18 protein-coding genes and 1 tRNA gene are annotated in these 19223 nt (G+C 70.0%); 10 read left to right on the top strand and 9 right to left on the bottom strand.

Annotated features, from left to right (window positions below; translation table 11 throughout):
- Positions 1-31: 31 nt before the first annotated feature.
- From BI335_RS00210 to BI335_RS00200, 3 genes are all read left to right on the top strand, one after another.
- On the top strand, positions 32-277 hold the full coding sequence (locus tag BI335_RS00210; RefSeq protein ID WP_094360492.1) for an acyl carrier protein: 246 nt from the start codon (positions 32-34) through the stop codon (positions 275-277).
- Between the two features lie 100 nt (positions 278-377).
- The gene (locus BI335_RS00205) at positions 378-1637 is read left to right on the top strand and encodes a beta-ketoacyl-[acyl-carrier-protein] synthase family protein (RefSeq protein ID WP_094429354.1); all 1260 of its coding nucleotides are present in this window, start codon (positions 378-380) and stop codon (positions 1635-1637) included.
- Positions 1638-1646: 9 nt separating this feature from the next.
- Complete coding sequence (locus tag BI335_RS00200; protein ID WP_094429353.1) at positions 1647-2366, top strand: aminoglycoside 3'-phosphotransferase; 720 nt, start codon at positions 1647-1649, stop codon at positions 2364-2366.
- A gap of 295 nt (positions 2367-2661) precedes the next feature.
- Here BI335_RS00200 and BI335_RS00195 read toward each other — a convergent pair whose 3' ends face one another.
- The 6 genes from BI335_RS00195 to BI335_RS00170 form a co-directional block, all read right to left on the bottom strand.
- Positions 2662-3159, bottom strand: a complete 498-nt coding sequence (locus BI335_RS00195; protein ID WP_094360486.1) for a DUF3145 domain-containing protein — start codon at positions 3157-3159, stop codon at positions 2662-2664.
- Between the two features lie 172 nt (positions 3160-3331).
- Positions 3332-4051, bottom strand: coding sequence for a YggS family pyridoxal phosphate-dependent enzyme (locus BI335_RS00190; RefSeq protein WP_094429352.1), 720 nt, complete (start codon positions 4049-4051; stop codon positions 3332-3334).
- 24 nt (positions 4052-4075) lie between these two features.
- Positions 4076-5035 carry a VWA domain-containing protein gene (locus tag BI335_RS00185; RefSeq protein WP_229118172.1) on the bottom strand — a complete coding sequence of 320 codons (960 nt, stop codon included), beginning with the start codon at positions 5033-5035 and terminating at the stop codon, positions 4076-4078.
- The gene (locus BI335_RS00180) at positions 5035-6012 is read right to left on the bottom strand and encodes a VWA domain-containing protein (RefSeq protein ID WP_094360481.1); all 978 of its coding nucleotides are present in this window, start codon (positions 6010-6012) and stop codon (positions 5035-5037) included. The genes BI335_RS00185 and BI335_RS00180 overlap by 1 nt, the downstream gene beginning before the upstream one ends.
- Positions 6009-7049: a DUF58 domain-containing protein gene (locus BI335_RS00175; RefSeq protein WP_094360479.1), complete on the bottom strand. Its 1041-nt coding sequence runs from the start codon at positions 7047-7049 to the stop codon at positions 6009-6011. Before BI335_RS00175 ends, BI335_RS00180 begins: the two co-directional genes overlap by 4 nt.
- Before the next feature lie 23 nt (positions 7050-7072).
- Positions 7073-8182: an AAA family ATPase gene (locus BI335_RS00170; RefSeq protein ID WP_094360477.1), complete on the bottom strand. Its 1110-nt coding sequence runs from the start codon at positions 8180-8182 to the stop codon at positions 7073-7075.
- Positions 8183-8374: 192 nt separating this feature from the next.
- Between BI335_RS00170 and BI335_RS00165 the strand changes: the two genes are divergently transcribed.
- The 5 genes from BI335_RS00165 (at position 8375) to BI335_RS00145 (ending at position 13190) form a co-directional block, all read left to right on the top strand.
- Positions 8375-9358, top strand: a complete 984-nt coding sequence (locus BI335_RS00165) for a hypothetical protein (RefSeq protein WP_094360475.1) — start codon at positions 8375-8377, stop codon at positions 9356-9358.
- A complete protein-coding gene (locus BI335_RS00160) occupies positions 9355-10170 on the top strand; it encodes an HAD family hydrolase (protein WP_094360473.1) in 816 nt (271 codons plus the stop codon). The genes BI335_RS00165 and BI335_RS00160 overlap by 4 nt, the downstream gene beginning before the upstream one ends.
- Positions 10161-11567: a glycosyltransferase family 87 protein gene (locus tag BI335_RS00155; RefSeq protein ID WP_172421658.1), complete on the top strand. Its 1407-nt coding sequence runs from the start codon at positions 10161-10163 to the stop codon at positions 11565-11567. Before BI335_RS00160 ends, BI335_RS00155 begins: the two co-directional genes overlap by 10 nt.
- A 114-nt stretch (positions 11568-11681) precedes the next feature.
- On the top strand, positions 11682-13004 hold the full coding sequence (locus BI335_RS00150; protein ID WP_172421657.1) for a glycosyltransferase family 87 protein: 1323 nt from the start codon (positions 11682-11684) through the stop codon (positions 13002-13004).
- A 109-nt stretch (positions 13005-13113) separates the two neighbouring features.
- Positions 13114-13190 (top strand) — tRNA-Ile (locus BI335_RS00145).
- Between the two features lie 18 nt (positions 13191-13208).
- On the opposite strand, the gene BI335_RS00140 is transcribed toward BI335_RS00145, so the two are convergent.
- The 3 genes from BI335_RS00140 to otsB form a co-directional block, all read right to left on the bottom strand.
- Positions 13209-14291: a hypothetical protein gene (locus BI335_RS00140; protein WP_094429349.1), complete on the bottom strand. Its 1083-nt coding sequence runs from the start codon at positions 14289-14291 to the stop codon at positions 13209-13211.
- Position 14292: 1 nt separating this feature from the next.
- The gene (locus tag BI335_RS00135; RefSeq protein ID WP_172421656.1) at positions 14293-15810 is read right to left on the bottom strand and encodes a polysaccharide deacetylase family protein; all 1518 of its coding nucleotides are present in this window, start codon (positions 15808-15810) and stop codon (positions 14293-14295) included.
- A gap of 91 nt (positions 15811-15901) precedes the next feature.
- Positions 15902-16744 carry a trehalose-phosphatase gene (otsB, locus tag BI335_RS00130; RefSeq protein ID WP_094429347.1) on the bottom strand — a complete coding sequence of 281 codons (843 nt, stop codon included), beginning with the start codon at positions 16742-16744 and terminating at the stop codon, positions 15902-15904.
- Between the two features lie 94 nt (positions 16745-16838).
- On the opposite strand from otsB, the gene BI335_RS00125 reads away from it, so the two are divergent.
- Together BI335_RS00125 and BI335_RS00120 are read left to right on the top strand one after the other, a co-directional pair.
- Positions 16839-18257 carry an alpha,alpha-trehalose-phosphate synthase (UDP-forming) gene (locus BI335_RS00125; RefSeq protein WP_094429346.1) on the top strand — a complete coding sequence of 473 codons (1419 nt, stop codon included), beginning with the start codon at positions 16839-16841 and terminating at the stop codon, positions 18255-18257.
- Between the two features lie 131 nt (positions 18258-18388).
- Positions 18389-19198, top strand: a complete 810-nt coding sequence (locus BI335_RS00120; RefSeq protein ID WP_094429345.1) for a 2-keto-4-pentenoate hydratase — start codon at positions 18389-18391, stop codon at positions 19196-19198.
- The last annotated feature ends 25 nt before the right edge of the window (positions 19199-19223 follow it).

The raw sequence follows: 19223 nt of genomic DNA, 5'->3' as shown, positions 1-19223 counted from the left end.
CCAACCAGGAAAGAAAAAGGAGAAAAAGCAGATGGCCACCACCGAAGAGATCCGCAGCCAGCTCGCCGAGATCGTGCACGAGGTCGTCAATGTGCCGGTCGAGGACGTGCAGATGGACAAGTCCTTCATCGACGACCTGGACGCCGACTCGTTGGCGATGAGCGAGATCATCTACGCCGCCGAGGACAAGTTCGGGGTGTCCATCCCCGACGAGGAGGCCAAGAACCTGAAGACCGTGGGCGACGCGGTCGCCTACATCGAGCGCGCCCAGTCCTGAGTCGAGACCGGCGGGTTCCCTGTATCGACAGGGATCCCGCCGGTTCCGCACTCCCCGCCAGCACCCCATCCGAGCCGAACCGAACCGAACGAGAGTCGATATGAGCCGCACCGTTGTGATCACCGGTCTGGGCGCCACCACCCCGCTCGGTGGCGATGTCGCCAGCACCTGGGAGGGCCTGGTCTCCGGGCGTACCGGCGTGCACGCCATCACCGAGGAGTGGGCCGAGCAATTGCCGACCCGGTTCGCCGCCAGGGTCGCCACCGAACCCACCGAGGTGGTGCCGCGGGTCGAGGCCCGCCGGATGGACCGGGCCAGCCAGTTGGCGGTGGTGGCCGGGCTCGAGGCATGGGCCGATGCCGGCTTCAAGCTGGGCGAGGAGAACGACCTGGACCGCGACCGGCTGGCTGTGTCGGTGGGTACCGGGATCGGCGGCCTGCATTCGATTCTGGAGAACTGGGATGTGATGAAGGAGCGCGGCGTCCGCCGCGTTTCGCCGTTCACGATTCCCATGCTGATGGCGAATGCGCCGGCCTCCCAGGTGGGGCTGCGGATCGGCGCGCGGGCCGGTGTGCACACCCCGGTCTCGGCCTGCGCCTCCTCCAACGAGGCCATCGCCCAGGGCCTGCAGATCATCCGCTCCGGCCGCGCCGACGTGTGTGTGGTCGGTGGCACCGAGGGTGTCATCCACCCGCTGCCGATCGCCGCGTTCGGTCAGATGCAGGCGCTGTCCCGGCGCAACGACGACCCCGAGGGGGCTTCCCGCCCCTGGGATGTGGATCGTGACGGTTTCGTGCTCGGCGAGGGTGCGGTGGCGCTGGTGCTGGAGACCCTCGAGCACGCCCGGGCCCGCGGTGCGAAGATCTACGGAACCCTCGCCGGGGCAGGGATGTCGGCCGATTCACACGACATCGTGCAGCCCGACCCGACCGGTCAGGGACAGGCTTCGGCGATGAAGCGGGCGATGGCGGACGCCGACCTCGCCGCCGCCGACATCGCCCACGTCAACGCGCACGCGACCTCCACCCCGCAGGGTGACATCACCGAGGCCGGATCGATCCGGCAGGCGCTCGGTGAGGACAGCAGGGCGATCGTCACCGGCACCAAGTCGATGACCGGCCACCTGCTCGGCGCCGCCGGTGCGCTCGAGTCGCTGGCAACCGTGCTGGCATTGAAGAACCGGCAGGTGCCGCCGACGATCAACCTGGCCAATCCCGAACCGGACCTGGGCATCGACATCGCCGCCAACACCGCCCGGGAGCTGCCCGCCGGCGAGCTGGCCGCGTTGAACAACTCCTTCGGTTTCGGCGGTCCGAACGTCGCCATCGCCTTCACCAACGCCAACGTCACCGAGGACTGAACCGAGCCGGTGAGCGTCCCCGCCGTCGATCCCGCGGTGCCCGCAGTGGTCGCCCGGATCGCCGGTGGACGACCGCTCCGCGCGGTCTGGGCGAACGAGATCGGCGGGACGACCTGGCGGATCGGTGCCGGTGAACGCGACGCCGAGTTCGTCAAGGTCGGACCGCCGCATCCGGAGTTCGATCCCGAGCTGGAAGCGGCGAAGCTGGGCTGGGCGCGGGAGTTCATCGCGGTACCGGAGGTGCTCGGCGCCGGCGTCGCCGACGGAGTGGGCTGGCTGCACACCCGCGCGCTGGCCGGCCGCAACACCATCGATCCGCTCTTCTCCGCCGATCCCGGACCGGTCATCGACGCCCTCGGTATCGGTCTGCGGCGCCTGCACGAGACGGCACCGGTGACCGCCTGCCCGTGGCGCCGGGAGCCGCTCACCCGGCTCTCCCCTGCCGCGCTGGCCGAGCTCGGTGCGCCGCCACCGGTCGATCGGCTGGTCGTCTGCCACGGGGACCCGTGTGCGCCGAACACCATCGTCGGCGACGCGGGCGGTTTCGTCGGGCTGGTCGACCTGGGCGAACTCGGCGTCGGGGACCGCTGGTCCGATCTCGGCGCGGCGCACTGGAGCCTGGAGCACAACTTCGGCCCCGGCTGGTGGCCGCGTTTCCTCGCCAGCTATGGCATTCCCGACGATCCGGTACGCCGCGCCTTCCACCGCCGCGTCTGGGAACTCGGCTGACCTGTGGGGAATGTGACCCTTGGGATGGTGCCGCCAACCGATACGGCCTTGATACCCAGACAGCATCAAAGATTTTCTTGATGCCCAGACGGCATCAAGGATCGGTTTGATGCGTGGTGAGCATCAGACATTTCTTTGATCCCTCCCGTGCATCAGCGATTTCCTTGATGCCAGCTTGGGATCAAACGTGCATCGGTTTGAGGGGGGTCGCAACAAGGGAGCGGCCACCCGGATCTCGGCAGATACCCGCGCGGGGTCGGAGGATCTGGTCGGTGCAGCGGAATCGGCGGCGGCCTCAGACGACCTTGTGCAACCAGCGCACGGGAGCGCCCTCGCCGGCGTACCGGAAGGGTTCGAGTTCGTCGTCCCAGGGGCGGCCGAGGAGTTCGTCGACGGCGTCGTGCAGCGACTTCCCGCCGAGCGCCTCGGTGACGACGGCGGCCTTCAGTCGGTCCTCGGGGATCATGATGTCGCCGTGGATGCCGGTGGTGGCGTGGAAGACGCCCAGAGTCGGCGTGTAGGCGTACCGAGAACCCTCGACACCGGGGCTGGGGTCCTCGGTCACCTCGAAGCGGAGCTTCTGCCAGCCCTTGAGCGCGCTCGCCAGCCGCGCAGCAGTGCCGGAGGGCCCCTGCCAGGAGTATTCGGCGCGGTACGCCGAGCGCTCGGCGGGCTGCCCGGTCCAGTCGAGGGAGGTGGGCATGCCGAGTACGCCGCCGGCGGCCCATTCGATGTGCGGGCACAGCGCTGACGGCGAGGAGTGGACAAAAAGAACTCCACGGGTCGTGCTCATCGTTCCTCCCAAGGCTTGAGGGTTGCCTTCCCCGACATCCTCAAAACGTGGACGAACGATGCGCCCATTGTGCATCACAAGTCACTTCTGCACCAGCGCGGCGGGTTGACGACGCCCACCGAGCGAGCGATCACGCTCCACGCCCACCGAGCGAGCGGAGCGAGTCGAGGTGTCACCCCGGCCAGTAGTCGTTCGGGTCCAACCGGTCCCCGAAGATCGCCTGCCCGACGCGTACCGTCGTCGCCCCGTGCGCGATCGCCAGCTCGAAGTCCCCGCTCATCCCCATCGACAGCTCCTCGTACCCCCCGGCCGCCCGGTCGTCGTCGCGGAGCCGCTGCTGCAGCTGCTGCATCCGCTCGAAACAGGGCCGCACCACCTCCGGGTCGTCGGCGAACACCGCGAGCGTCATCAGCCCGCGCACGTTCAACGCATCGAAGGCCCGCAGCTCGCGGGCGAAGTCCGCCACCTCCTCCGGCGGCAGCCCGAACTTCTGCGCCTCCCCCGACGAGTTGACCTGGATGAACACGTCCAGCCCCCGGCCCTCGTTCTGCAGCCGCTTCTCCAGCTCGGTCGCCACCTTGAGCGAATCGAGGGCATGGAACTCGTGCGCGAACCGCGCCAGATACTTCGCCTTGTTGGTCTGCAGGTGCCCGATCACCGCCCACTTGATGTCGGTGTCGGCGAGCGCCTCGGCCTTGGCCTGGGCCTCCTGGACCTTGTTCTCCCCGAAGATCGGCTCCCCTGCGGCGTACGCCTCCAGCACCGCTTCCGGCGGTTTGGTCTTCGACACCGGCAGCAACCGGATCTCCTCGCTGCTGCGCCCGGCGGCCGCCGCGGCCCGGTCGATCCGCTGGTGGATGGTGGCGAGGTTGGCGGCGATGTCGGAGGTCATGGGCCCAACCTAGTGGGGGGGCGGTTACGGCCAGCGGGCGCCGAGGGAGACGATGCCGACCGCGGCCAGCAGGCCGAGCACCAGGCCACCGCCGACGTAGCGGGAGGTGACCTCCTGATAGGCCTTCTCGGTGCCGGCGGAACGGCGGATGTCGGCGTACACCTCGCGCAGCTTCTCCACCGTCGGCGCGTAGTAGCCCTTGCCGCCGCCGGTGGCGGCGATCTCGGCGAGCTGCTCCTTGTTCACCGAGACGGGTTCCCGACGCCCGGTGCGCTTGTCGACGATGTAGCCGCTCTCGGTGCCGAAGGCGATGGTGTTCACCGGTACGCCGCGTTTCTTGGCCTCGGTGGCGGCGGCGAAGGCGCTGCGGCCACGCTGGGACTCACCGTCGGAGAGCACCACCATCGTCGCCGGGACCTGGCCGTCGGCATCCCGCGGATCCGGCGGCACCATCAGCAGCGCATCCAGGGCGGTGTAGATGCCTTCACCGATCGCGGTCGACTCCCGCAGCTGCAGATTGTCGATACCGGCGTTCACCACCCCGCGGTCGGTGGTCGGTGGGACGACGATCGAGGCGTTCCCGGCGAACTCGACGACCGCGACGTTGAACGCCGGCGGCAGTGAGTTCACGAACTCCTTCGCGGTGGTCTTGGCGGCCGCCAGCCGGTTCGGCGGCACATCGGCGGCCTCCATCGACAGCGACACGTCCAGGGTGACCACCACCGTGGCCCGCTCCCGGGGCACATCGACCGTCTGCCGCGGTGTCGCCCAGGCGACGGTCAGCATGCCGAGGCTGAGGATCGCCAGGACCACCGCCAGGTGGCGTACCCACTTCCGATCCGGGTTGATCAGCAGCGTCCGCCGGCCGGTGTCGCGCCGATACCAGAGCAGCAGCAGATAGAGACCCGCCAGGGCCGGGATCGCGAGCAGCGCCCAGAGCCGCCCGGCGTGGGCGAAGTTCGGCAGGTCGAGCGGAATCAGCATCATGGCCACCTCGCAGCCAGGGAGATCGCGGCCAGCGCGGCGAGGGCGGCGAAACCGAGACCCCAGCCGGCCCAGGCGGCGGTCGTCTCGCGTTCGGCCTTCTCCACACCGACCGAGGATCCGATGTTCTCGTACACCTTCTTGAGCTGGTCGGGGGTAGCCGCCCGGAAGTAGGAGCCGCCGGTCATCTGTGCGACCCGTTCCATCTGGGCCTGGTTCACCGGCACCGCTTCCCGCTTGCCGTCCAGGTCCACATAACCATTCTCGGTGCCGTAGCCGATCGTGTAGACCTTGACCTTGGCCTGGATCGCCTCCTGGGCGCCCTGCTCGGCCGGCCGGCCGAGGGTGTTGGTGCCGTCGGAGAGCATCACGATCGCACCGGGCGGCGGCTTGTCACCGTCGGCCTTGTCCTTGGGTGCCATGTCCAGCGCCCGCAGCCCGACGACGATCGACTCCCCGATCGCGGTCGAGTCGCGCAGCTGGAGCGAGTCGATGCCGCGGATCATCGCGGCCCGATCGAGGGTCGGTGGGATCACCAGCGACGGGTTGCCCGACATCGCGACCAGCGCCACGTTGTATTTCTCCGGCAGCGATTGCACGAAATCCTTGGCGCCGTTCTTGGCGACGGTCAACCGGTCGGGTTTGATGTCGTTGGCGGCCATCGACTGGGACACGTCCAGCACCACCACGATGGTGGCCCGCTCCCGGGGCACGTCGACCTGGGCGACCGGTTTGGCCCAGGCGCCGGTCAGGCTGACCAGGGACAGGAGCGAGAACGCGACCGCCAGATGCCGGCGCCACTGGGACTGCTTGGGCACCACCGCGCCGAGCATCGAGGTGTTGGTGAAGCGCATCCCGCGCCGGTTCTTGCGGCGCGAGGCCCACAGGTACGCGGCCACCAGCAGCGGGATCGCGATCAGCCAGATCAACCGCCCGGGCGCCGAGAAGTTGGGCAGCCACCCGTCCAGTGGAATCATCGGCTCACCCCCTGCGGTGGTGCGTGCAACATGCTGGCGACCCGCCGATAGGCCAGCACGAAACGGGCGATGTCGGCGACCCAGTCCCGGTCGGTACGCAACTGGATGTGGCCCACCCCGGCCCGACGCAGTGCGATCCGGATCCGTTCACGCTGTGCGGCGCTGGCGGCGTCCATCCGCTGTCGGGCGGCGGCATCTCCAGTATTCACATACCGCTCAAAATCGGTCTCCGGATCGCGGATCAGGATCTCGCCGACATTGGGGAACTGCAGCTCGAACCGGTCGACGACCTCGACGCAGAGCACCTGGTTGCGGACCGCGAGCCGGCGCAGCGCCCGCTCCCAGGGCGGTTCGACGTTGGGATCGAGTTCGTGATCGCCGGGGGTGAGGAAGTCCGAGACGACCACCCGCAACCCGCGGCGCCGCTGGGTGCGGGCCAGCTGCTCGATGCCCTCGGGCAGGTCGTAGGGGCCGGTCGCGTGGTCGGGGACGATCGGTTCCTCGAGCATCTTGCCGAGCAGACCATAGAGGGCGGTACGCCCGGAGTTGGCGGGCAGCCGGCGGATCCCGTCGGGCTTCATGATCATCCCGCCGAAGCGGTCGCCCATCTTCTGGCTCAGGAAGCCGATGGTGGCGACCGCGGCGATGCCCAGGTCGCGTTTGGTGATGCCGGCGGTGCCCCAGTTCATCGACGGGGTGACATCCAGCAGTGCCCAGACCTCGAGCTCGCGGTCGGCCATCGTGTCCCGGACGTGCGGCACCGTGGTCCGGGCGGTCACCGCCCAGTCCATCTTGCGCACATCGTCCTGGCCGGGCACATATTCGCGGGCGTCGTTGGTGTCCGAACCGGGCCCGGGCAACAGGCCCAGATGGTCCCCGTGCAGGAAACCCTCGAGGCGGCGTACGATCGCCAGCTCGAGGCGCCGCAGCGCCGCCTCCGGGGCCAGCTTGTTCAGCGGGAGGGTGGCCCGGGTCGGCTCACCGAGCACCGAGGCCGCGGCGGCCGGGGCGGTGAAATCGATCGGGTGCTGGCTCACGTCGTTCCCTCGGTCCGTCCCGCTCAGTGCTGGTTGAAGTCGGGCTGCTGCTGCTGTTGCTGGTCGCGGTTCGGCTGGCCGCCCTGCTGGTTCCACACCGGGGTGGGCGGCGGGACCATCGCCAGGATCCGGTCGATCACCTGGGTCGGCTGGATGTTGTCGGCGACGGCATCGAAGCCGAGCACCAGCCGGTGCGACATCACATCCTTCGCGACCGCCTGCACATCGGTCGGCAGCACGTAGTCACGGCCGTGGATCAGCGCCAGCGCCCGGGAGGCGGCGACCAGGCCGAGGGTGGCACGCGGGGAGCAGCCGATCTGGATCACCGAGGTCAGATCCGGCATGTTGAACTCGGCCGGCGACCGGGTCGCCAGCACCAGCCGGACGATGTATTCGGCGACCAGGTTGTGCACGAACACCTCGGAGGCCTGCTGCTGCAGTCGCAGCACCAGGCTCGGGTCGAGCACCGGGCGCGCCTCGGGCGGGCTGACGCTCATCCGCCGCAGGATCTCGAACTCCTCGTTGCCGCGCGGATAGGGCACGTCGACCTTGAGCAGGAAGCGGTCGCGCTGCGCCTCGGGCAGCGGATAGACGCCCTCGGACTCGACCGGGTTCTGGGTGGCGATCACGATGAACGGCTTGGGCGCGTCATAGGTGTGGCCGGCGATCGAGACCTGCTTCTCCGCCATCAGCTCCAGCATCGCCGACTGCACCTTGGCGGGCGCCCGGTTGATCTCGTCGGCGAGCACGAAGTTCACGAAGACCGGGCCCAGCTCGACCTCGAACTTCTCCTGGGTGGCCAGGTAGATCCGGGTACCGACGATGTCGGAGGGCACCAGGTCGGGGGTGAACTGGATGCGGGCGAAGTCGCCGCCGACGACCGTGGCGAAGGAGCGCACCGCCAGGGTCTTGGCCACCCCGGGTACGCCCTCGAGGAGCACGTGGCCCTTGGCCAGCAGGCCGACCATCAGCTGCTCGACCATGTGTTCCTGCCCGACGATGATCCGCTGCACCTGCCGGATCGCGTCGCCGAGCAGCCGTGCGGCGTCCTGGGTGTTCACCGACTGCTGGCCGGCGGGCTGATTGTTGGCGGGCTGACCACTGGCCGAGGGCTGGCTGGTCGGACTGGTCACTCAATCTCTCCTGTACTCACCGGATTGGCGTCGCTCTCGCGGGCTCGCCCCAGCGTACCCACACCCCCGGCACACCCAGTGAAATCCGGTACCGCACCAGGGCACTGGCACAATGGGGGCGGTGCCGGCCCCCGGTGCCGAGACCGTCGCGGCCAGGGTGTCGCGAATCGATCCCGAGCCGAAGCAGGATGGATGCCGAACACCGACCACGAGTCCCAGCCCGGAGCCGGCTGGTCCGGGCTGGAGGTCACTCCGGTGCTGCCGGAGGATCCGGCCAAGGTCGGCGACTTCTGGCTGGACGGGCGGCTGCACTGGCGACCCTCGGGCACGGCCTGGTTGGCGCACGGGGACGGTGTCCAGCACCTGACCCGGGGCACGGTGACCGATGCCGACCAGGCGGCGGTGCTGATCCAGCTGCACGCCGGCGCGGCCGGGGACAAGAACGCCCGGGACCGGTTCTCCGGGATGGTCAACGCGCTGCACATCGATGACGTGCTGGCCCGCGGCGGCCACGAGCAGGACGAGGGTCGGCTGGGCCGGCGCTTCCGCTCCGAGGACGACGACCCGGTCGACCCCGACGACAGCCATCCGATCGCCCCCTGGGCCGCGCTGGCGCTCACCGGCGACCCGGCCAACGACCGCCGGATCTCCGAGGTCGCGCGCGGCATCCTGGCCGAGGTGGATCTGATCGATCTGGCCCCGATGGGCCGCCCCAGCGGACCGGACTACCGGCTGCCGTGGGTGGACCGGTTCGCCCCCGGCCACAACCGGGTCTGGCCGCTGCCCTGGCCGGGCCGGTTCACCCGGGCCGGTTTTCTGAGCATCCTGGCGTCCTGGGCGCTGATGATGGTGCTGGCGACGATCGCGGTGCTGATCGCGATCTGGCTGTTCCACGATTCCGCCCCGCAGTCCCCGCAGTCGCAGACCGGCCAGTCCGGCACCGGCCAGCCGCAGAGCCCCCAGTCCGGTACCGGCTCCCCCGGCTCGCCGCCGCCGACCCCGCCGCCGGGGAGCGCGACCCCGACGCCCTCGCCGACCGATGCGCCGGGCAACGGCTCCCAGTCCCCGAGCCAGTCGCCGACCCAGAGCGGCAGCGCCACCCCGGGCCCGGAGGGCCCGACGACCACCGGTACCGCCAGCCCGGGCGGTACCCCGACTCCCCCGTCGCGGCTGTGAGCCGGCCGCGCCTGGTGGCCACCGACCTCGACGGCACCTTCCTCTCCCCCGACGGCACGGTGAGCGCGGAGAACGCCGCGGCGGTGGCGGACGCGCTCGAGGCCGGCTTGCTGGTGGTCTTCGCCACCGGCCGGCCGCCGCGCTGGTTGCAGGTGATCGCCGATCTGCCGGTGGGGCATCCGATCGTGGTGGCCAGCAATGGTGCGCTGCTGTGGGATCTCGGTGACAACCGGGCCCTGCGTACCCATGCCATCGAGGTGGACGTCGCCTGCCGGGTGATCGCCGACCTGCGCGCCGAACTGCCCGAGGCGAGTTTCGGGGTGGAGCGCGGGTTGCAGTTCGGCAGCGAGCCCGGATACCGGATCGGCTGGCAGCCGGCCTCCGAACTGGCCGAGGACCCCCGGTTCTTCATCGGCCCGATCGAGCAACTGCTCGATCAGCCGCCGGTGAAACTGCTGGTCCAGCACCCGAGCCTGGGCTCCGAGGCACTGGCGGCGCGCGCCGCCACCGTGGTCGGTGAGAGCGTGACGCTGACCTGGAGCAGTTTCGCCGAGCTGCCCGGGTTGATCGAGGTGAGCGCGCCCGGGGTCACCAAGGCACACACGCTGGCCGAGTACGCCGCCTCGCTCGGTATCGAGGCCGCCGACGTCGCCGCCTTCGGTGACATGCCGAACGATCGCGCGATGCTCGAATGGGCCGGCCAGCCCCATGTGATGGCGAATGGGCACGAATCCCTGCGCGACCTCGGCGCCACGGTCATCGGAAGCAACGCGGAGTCCGCCGTCGGGCGTACTATCCGCACGTGGCTGTAACCCGACGCCTGCTGCGCTGGCTCGCGCTCGCCGTGCTCCCGGTGCTCGGGGCCTGCTACTCCGCGGTCAACCTGGCGCCGCCCGCCCCGCCCGGGGTGGCCCCGCCGTCGCTGTGGCCGTGGCGACCCTGGACCCAGGATCTGCAGGTCTATCTGTTCGCCGCGAACGATCTGCTCACCGGAGTCGACTTCTACACCCACGTCGTCACCTTCCCCTATCTCTATCCACCGATCGCCGCCCTCCTGGCGATCCCGCTCACCCTGCTGCCGTGGAGCGTCGCGCAGTTCGTCTGGACCGCGCTGAACGGGGTGCTCACCCTGGCTGTGCTGCGCCGGCTCGGGATGCCGGGCTGGTCGGCGAGCGTGGCCGCGGCGGCGGTGCTGCTGCTCACCGAGCCGTTCATGGCGACGCTGCGGCTGGGCCAGCTCGGCATCCTGCTGATGGCGATGGTGGTCCTCGATCTGCTCGGCCCGACCGGCGGGCGGCGACGGATCCTGCCCGGTGGTGTCCTGATCGGGTTGGCCGCCGGGTTGAAGCTCACCCCCGGGGTGTTCATCGTCCATCTCTTCCTGATCGGGCGCCGTCGCGACGGCCTGGTCGCCGCCGGCACCTTCCTCGGCACCGTGCTGCTCGGCATCGCGGTCGCCCCGCGGCCGGCGCTGGGCTACTGGGCGCGGCTCGCTGGTGGTGACTCCGGCGCCAACCCGGACGCGTTCGGCTGGATCGGCAACATCTCGGTGACCTCGGCGACCCAGCGCTTCCTCGGCGTCGAGCAGGGCGGCCGGATCGGGCTGCTGCTGGGCGGCGCACTGGTGCTGCTGGCGCTGGCGGCCGCCTGGCGCTGCCACCGGACCGGGCGTCCGGTGCTCGCCCTGGGGGTGCTCGGGCTGGCGTCCAGCCTGGCCAACCCGATCGCCTGGAGCCACCACCTGACCTGGGTGCTGCCGCTCGGGTACGCCGCCTGGCGCGCCACCGGTCGGGTACGCCGGCCGCTGCCGCAGTGGCAGCGGGTGCTGACCCTGGTGGTGGTGCTGTGGTGCCTGATCAATCCGCAGCAGCTGCTCGGCGGGGCGCCGTGGGCGCGTCGGGAGATCTTCGAATACTCGATCGCCCAGAAGTGGTTCGCCGCCGGACCCGATGTCGCGGCCGCACTGCTGGCGGTGGCGCTGCTGTTCGTACCGGGCGGGCGTACGCCGCAGCGGCGGCGCCCCGGGGACGACGCCCCCGACGAGGACACCGAACCGACCCCGGACGCAGCACCGGCCACGGAGGCGGTCGAGGAGGAGCCGAGCGGATCCACGCGAGTCCCGGTGACCGCCGGCGACGGCGCGCGACGCGATCTCGGCCAAGGCCCGTGGCGAGGCCGACGATCGCGGCCGAAACGGATATTGTCGTGATGCTGCCGCTGTGCGGCACGGATGAGGGCTGGCTGGGCCAGGACTCGGCGTACCAGTGATGGACGATGGACGACGACCGGTGCCCTGCGAGGGGCGCCGCATGAAGGGCACTGCATGAAGACGGTCAAGCAGGCGGCGCTGTGGATCATCTACGCGCTCCCCCCGCTGTTCGCCGGGCTCTACGCCGGCGCGACCGAGATCGCGGACGGTTCGTTCACCCCGTGGCGGCCGAACATGATCGACTGGGACGTCTACGTGCGGACCGCCGGCCGGGTGCTCGCCGGTCAGGACTTCTACAGCATCTCCGGTGACTGGCTGCCGTTCATCTATCCGCCGTTCGCGGCCCTGCTCGGCGTACCGTTCGCGCTGCTGGACAAGGCCGGCGGTCAGATCGTCTGGCTGATCCTGAACGTGCTCATGGTGATGGCGATCTGCTATCGGCTGCGGTTCTCCGGCTGGCAGTTGTCGCTGGTGGCGACCGCGTCGATGTGGCTGATGTCGCCGCTGCGGGTCACCCTCGGCTTCGGGCAGGTGAACATCCTGCTGATGGCGCTGGTCGTCTACGACCTGATGCCCGGGCCTCGGGTGCTGCGCCGCCGCTTCCTGCCCGAGGGCTGGCTGACCGGGATCGCCACCGCGATCAAGCTCACCCCGGCGATCTTCGCGGTCTATCTGTTCCTCTCCGGCAAGGTCCGCGCGGCGATCGTGACGTTCCTGTCCTTCGTCGCCGCGACCGTGATCGGGTTCGTCGTGCTGCCGGGCCAGTCGATGGTCTTCTGGGGCCGGCTGATCAACGGCGACTCCGGGCTGAACACCGGGATGAAGTACTACACGAACCAGTCGATCATCGGGAACTACGTCCGCTTCACCGAGGTGAACCCGGACAAGATCCCGTTCGGCGGCCTGGTGCTGGCGGCGCTGGTCTGCGTGATCGGGGTGTCCGCGGCGGTGCTCTGGCATCGCAACGGGTACGCCGGGCTGGCGGTCTGCATCACCGGTTACACCGCGCTGCTCGCCTCCCCGATCTCCTGGAGCCACCATTTCGTCTGGGTGCTGCCGCTGACGATCGTGCTGCTGGTGGACAAGGGGCTGCCGGAGTTCCTGCGGTTCTACGGCCTGGGTTATGCGATCTGGGTGATGTACGCCCCGTTCATGCAGTTCAAGGACGGCGAGGACGAGTTCAAGTACACCCTCGGCCAGAAGCTGATCGACGCCGGTTCGATGATCTTCGGCATCGGCTTCTTCCTGCTGGCCATCGGGATGGCGATCTGGGTACGCCGCCGCAACGGCCTGCCCTGGCTGCCGCTCACCCTGCGTGAACGCGAGATCGGCGCCCCGGCGGCCGTCGGGGTCGGGGCCGGGACCGGTTCCGGTGGTGCGACCGCCGTCGGCAGCCCGGTACGGGATTCCGCCGAACCCCACCACGACGAGAAGTGACCGCCCACCGCCGTTCGGCGAGCGCCCGCGTCGGCTGAGCGCCCGCGCCAGCGTCGGCTGACCGAGCGCCAGCGAGTCGAAGCCACGCGGGCTAGGATGACCGCCGCAGGCGCCGATAGCTCAGCCGGTCAGAGCAAGGGACTCATAATCCCTGGGTCGTGGGTTCAAGCCCCACTCGGCGCACCACCGAAACCGCTGGCGGACTCACCCCACCCGCCACAGCTCCCGTCCGGAATCCCCGGTGACGATCACGAACTGTTCCCCGTCGGCGGCACCGGCGGCACCGATCACCCGGCCGGGTGGCCCGTCACCGCTCACCCCGACCCGGCGGGCCCGGCCGCCGGCGGTGGTCAGCACCATCGGCTCGCTCCCCCGGACCAGCACGTACGCCGTCGCCTCCCGGTCCACCGGCAGCTCGGCCAGCTCGACCCGCTGCGCCGGCCCGGGCCAGACCTGCCACAGCGCCGCCCGGCCCTCGGCGACCCCGGCGACCCAGCAGCGTCCGGCACCGCAGGCCGCCGAATCGGCCCGGCCCTCGGGGGCGGGCAGCTCGACCCGGCGTACCGGCCGGTCCGCACCCTCCCACAACCAGGCCACCGGCTGGCGCAGCAACTCACGATCCAACGCCAACTGCTCACCCGCGATCACCGTCAGGTCCCCCGCGGCGGTGGCACCGTGCGCCTCGTACTGCCGGGTCGAGGTCGAGGCCAACTCGGTACCGGCCGACTCCCGGCGCGCGTACCGGGCCCCGTCCGGGTCGCCCTGCCACAGCGCCACATCCATCCCGACCGCCCCGGCCCAGCTGCCGACCACCACCGGCCCGCGGGGGGTGGCGACCTGGGCGACCATGGTGCCCGACTCGTGCCCACCGAAGACCCAGAACACCTGCTCGTGCTCGATCAACGGATCCCCTCGCCCGTTGGCGACCCAGACCGTCCAGCGCGGATTGCCATGTGCACCGCCGCGTGCGACACCCAGCGCGTAGGCCCGGTCGGCCGCCCCGACCGCGACCAGCGACGCCAGCTGTCCGTAGGGCGTCGACGGCACCACCGTCCGCGGTGCCACCCGGCCCTCGATCCGCACCGCATAGGCCGGTTTCGTGTCCTCACCGGTGCCGGTGTGCCCGCCGATCAGCAGGGCGCCGGCCGGTGCCGCGGTCACCGAATCCGGTTCGAACTCCAACCGGATCCGGTCCCAGCCCTGGTCGTCCCCACCGCCACCGGCACCGCAGCCGGCGAGCACCAGCGCCGCGATGATCGCGGGAATCGGTGCCCGAACGCGGTCCATGTCACCTCGGGAAGTGCACCTGCCCCGGCTGCGCGGGCCCGAGCAGTTCGCTGACGGTGACCAGGGTGTAGCCACGCTCCTTCAGGCCGCGCACCATCGCCGGTGCGGCATCGACGGTGGTCGAGTGCAGGTCGTGCATCAGCACCACCGAGTTCGGTCCGGCCTCGTTGATCACCCGGTTCGCGATCAGGTTCGGATCACGATCGCGCCAGTCCCAGGTGTCGTAGCTCCAGTTGACGATCGCCATCCGGTTCTCGGCCGCAATCCGTTCCACGGTTGGATTGTGGGCACCGTAGGGCGGCCGCAGATATCCGGGCCGGACCCCGGTGACCGACTCGATGCGGCGCTGGTTGTCACCGATCTCGTAGCGAATCTCACTCTCGGATTTCGTCCGCAGATCCGGATGGTTCACGGTGTGGCTGCCGATCTCCATGCCCAGGTCACGCATCCGGCGCATCGTCGCTGGCCGGGCGCTGACGTTGTAGCCGACGGTGAAGAAGGTCGCCTTCACACCCTCCCGGGACAGCGTGTCCAGCAGCCGGTCGGTGTAGGGGCTGGGTCCGTCGTCGAAGGTGAGCGCGATGCATTTCTGCACCCGGCAGTCGACACCGGTGATGAACCCGCGGTCGCTGCGCCAGGTGATCCGGCCGCCGGTGAAGTCCTGGTCGCAGATCCGGACACCGTTGTCGGTGCGGCAGGATTCGTTGCTGCGTGGGTATCCGAAGCGTCCGTTCTCCCAGCCGTTCTCGGCCCAGAAGCCGGCGATCGCGCCCTTCACGGCGTACGCCCCGGAGGCCGGCGACCAGTAGATCGAGCCGCCGGTGAAGCGCTGCGCGCAGCCGCCGTCGCGCAACCCGCAGAACTCGTCCTCGGTGGCGTACCCCAGCGATGAGGTCTCCCAGCCGATCGCCGAATAGCCCTGCCAGATGGCGCCGAAGATCCGATGGGTGCCCGCGGCCGGGGAGTAGTAGATGGCGCCGTTCTGGTAGCGCTGCCCGCAGCCGCCGTCGCGCAACCCGCAGAACTCGCCGCTGGTCGGATAGCCCGACATCCCGCCTTCCCAACCGTGGAAGCTCCAGATGTCGCGGATCGCACCGCGCACGTCGTACGCCCCAGTCGCCGGCGACCAGTAGATCGAGCCGCGCTGGTAGTGCTGCCCGCAGCCACCGTCGCGCAACCCGCAGAACTCATCGGTGGTCGGATAGCCGTAGAATCCGGTCTCCCAGCCGAAGGTCCCCCAGCGCTGCTGGATCGAGCCGCGCACGAACGCGGCGCCGCTGGCCGGTGACCAATAGATCATGCCGCGCTGGAATCGCTGCGCGCAGCCTCCCTCGCGCAGACCGCAGAACTCCGGTTCGAGCGGTTCACCGACGATGCTGCGGACCTGGTTCCATTTCTGGGCGATGGCACCGATCACCGGCGGCGCGGCGCTTGCCCGCGGCGCGAACGGCAGCAGCAGGCCTGCGATCAGGGCCAGCGTCACCAGCAGGCGGGCGGCGAGGGTGGATGGTCGGCGCATGGGCTCCCCCGGGGTTCTCGGTCGCAAGCAGGCTATCCGTACCGGGGCCAGCGCACCACCGATTCGCACCCGCCGCGCCCTGCGGCCCGGGTCAGCGGCCCAGCAGTTCGGCCAGGCCGGCCAGCCAGTCGGCGACCCCCTCGGGGCCGCGCCGGACCACGTCGGCGCGTTCGGCCAGCGCCTGCTGCTCATCGGAGGTGGAGGCGACGGTGACCCCCGCGATTCCCTCCCTGCGCAGGGATTCCACGGCCTCGAACGCCGGGATGTCACCCAGGTCGTCACCGGCGTACCCGACCGCGCGGGCGTGTTTCTCCGCGACCAGCGCGCGCAGCGCCATCCCCTTGTCCTGACCCGGGCTGCGCACCTCGAGCACGTTCCGGCCCGGTTCGAGATGGAGGCCGAGCTCGGTGGCCCGCCGGGTCAGCGGCTCGGCGATCATCGCCAGGGCGGCCGCGGGGTCGGCGGCGCGGCGGGTGTGCACGGCGACCGCACGGCCCTTGTCCTCGATGAACACATCCGGCAATCCCAACCCGGACAGCATTTCCGGCAGTTCCGCGGCGAGCTGGCGGACTTCCTCGGGATCCGGCGGTTCGCTGAACTCCCCGGTCTCGGCATCCCAGCGCTCCACCCCGTACTGGCCGAGCAGCACCAGCCGTTCCAGGCCCTCGACCCGATCCAACCCACCGAGCCGGACCGCGGTGCGCGCCGGACGGCCGGTGACCACCGCCAGCGGCAGCACCCCGCCCAGCCGCGACAGCGCGGCGATCGCCGCGGGCAGGGCGTACGCCTGCTCCGGGTCCGGGACGATCGGGGCCAGCACCCCATCGAAGTCGAGCGCCAACAGGCAGTGCGAGGGATCGGCGACCATGGCCGCGACGGCCCGGGCCCCCTCGGACGTGCCACCCAGTTCGTTGATCCGTGCGGTGTCTGGCATGGGGCCAGCCTTCCAGATCGAGCCGGCACCCGTCTGCCGGGCCCGGATCGGGGGTATCTAGAATGACCCCCGTACCCGAGGAGGCACACAGCCGATGGCGCGCAACCGAAAAGAGACCGAGCAGACCGATACCGCGAGCTTCGTGGTGGTGGCGAACCGGTTGCCGGTGGATCGGGTGGTCCACGACGACGGCTCGGTGGACTGGCGCACCTCCCCCGGCGGCCTGGTGACCGCCCTGGAGCCGGTGATGCGGGCCCACGACGGTGCCTGGGTCGGCTGGCACGGGGCGCCCGATGAGACCCTGGAACCCTTCACCGACGGCGGCCTGCACCTGGTCCCGGTCGAGCTGTCCGCGACCGAGGTGCAGGAATACTACGAGGGCTTCTCCAACGGCACCCTGTGGCCGCTCTACCACGACGTGGTCGCCTTCCCCGAATACCACCGCGAGTGGTGGGACGCCTATGTCGCGGTGAACCGGCGCTTCGCCGAGCGGGCCGCCGCCGTCGCCGACCAGGATGCGACCGTCTGGGTGCAGGACTACCAGCTGCAGCTGGTGCCGCAGATGCTGCGCGAGTTGCGCCCGGACCTGCGGATCGGCTTCTTCCTGCACATTCCGTTCCCGCCCACCGAACTGTTCCTGCAGCTGCCGTGGCGCCGCCAGATCGTCGCCGGTCTGCTCGGTGCGGACCTGATCGGCTTCCAGCTCCCCGGTGGGGCGCAGAACTTCCTGCGGTTGGTACGCCACCTGCTGCGGCTGGAGACCAAGGGCGATGCGATCCGGTTGCCCGACGGCCGGGTCGCGCGCGCCAAGGCGTACCCGATCTCGATCGACGCCAGGGCCTTCGAAGCGCTGGCCGCCGAACCGGAGGTGGAGGCGCGGGCCAAGCAGATCCGTGACGATCTCGGCCAGCCGCGCACCATGTTCCTGGGGGTGGACCGGCTCGACTACACCAAGGGGATCAAGCAGCGGATCCGGGCCTTCGGCGAGCTGGTCGCGGAGGGGACGCTCGATCCCGAGGAGGTGGTGTTCGTCCAGGTCGCCACCCCGTCCCGGGAGCGGGTCGAGGAATACAAGCTGCTGCGCGACGAGATCGATCGGCTGGTCGGCAAGATCAACGGCAACCTGGGCCGGATCGGGATGCCGGCGATCACCTATCTGCACACCTCCTATCCGCGGACCGAGATGGCGGCGCTCTATTCGGCGGCCGACATCATGGTGGTGACCCCGCTGCGGGACGGGATGAATCTGGTCGCCAAGGAGTTCGTCGCCTGCCGCCGCGACGGGGAGGGTGCGCTGGTGCTCAGCGAGTTCGCCGGCGCGGCCAAGGAGCTGAAGCAGGCGTTCCTGGTGAACCCCTATGACATCAACGGGTTGAAGAGCGCGATGACCGAGGCGGCCTCGGCCCCACCGGCCGATCTGCGGCGCCGGATGAAGGCGATGCGCAAGCAGGTCTTCGAGCACGACATCGACCACTGGGCCAACCGCTTCATGAAGGATCTCACCGAGGAGTGATCCGCGGGTACGTCGGCTGAGCGAGCACCAGCAAGGAGTGACCACACGCCTGTTCCGGAGGGCGGTACAGGGCGCCGCCGGGTGGCGTGCTTGCTCCTACGATCGTTTCAGACGAGGAGCAAGGAGGCCCGATGACCGATCAATCGACGCAGCAGCGCACCGAGCAGTACCAGCAGCTCGCAGCGGATCTGCTGCAGGCGTACCAGACCAAGCAGCCGATCCCGCCGCTCCGCGAACAGCTCCCCGGGATGACCGTCGAGGATGCGTACGCGATCCAGCAGATCCAGGAGAAGCAGCTCGCCGACGCCGGTGGCCGGCTGATCGGCCGCAAGATCGGCCTCACCTCGCTGGCCATGCAGCAGGCGCTCGGGGTGGACTCCCCCGACTTCGGCTTCATGTTCGACGACGACCGGTTCATCGGCCACGAGAACGCCCACTTCGACTCGAAGAACTTCATCCAGCCCAAGGTCGAACCCGAGTTCGCGTTCGTGCTGCGCAAGGATCTCCAGGGGCCGGGGGTGACCCTGGCCGATGCCGTCGATGCCATCGACACCGTGCACATGGCGATCGAGATCATCGACTCCCGGGTCGCCGACTGGAACATCAAGCTCGTCGACACCGTCGCCGACAACGCCTCCTACGGCGCGATCGCCTGGTCGGAGGAAGCGCTGCGGCTCGACAAGGACGACCTGCCGATCGTGCAGTGCACGATCAGCGTCGACGGTGAAGCCAAGGGCTCCGGCACCGGGGCCGATGTGATGGGTCACCCCGCGGCACCGCTGCAGTGGCTCGCGAACACCCTCGGCGAGCACGGCGTCGGGTTGAGCGCCGGCCAGGTCATCCTGCCCGGCAGCTTCTGCGCCGCGGTCGCGGTGCAGGCCGGCAACAGCGTCACCGCCGACTACGGCCAGCTCGGCTCCTTCACCATCAACTTCGACTGACCAACCGACGAACGAAAGGACCACA

It is taken from the genome of Enemella evansiae (assembly GCF_002250705.1).
GTDB classification, from domain to species: domain Bacteria; phylum Actinomycetota; class Actinomycetes; order Propionibacteriales; family Propionibacteriaceae; genus Enemella; species Enemella evansiae.
Note: the sequence above shows the minus strand (reverse complement) of the source record. Positions and strands in the feature narration are given on the sequence as shown.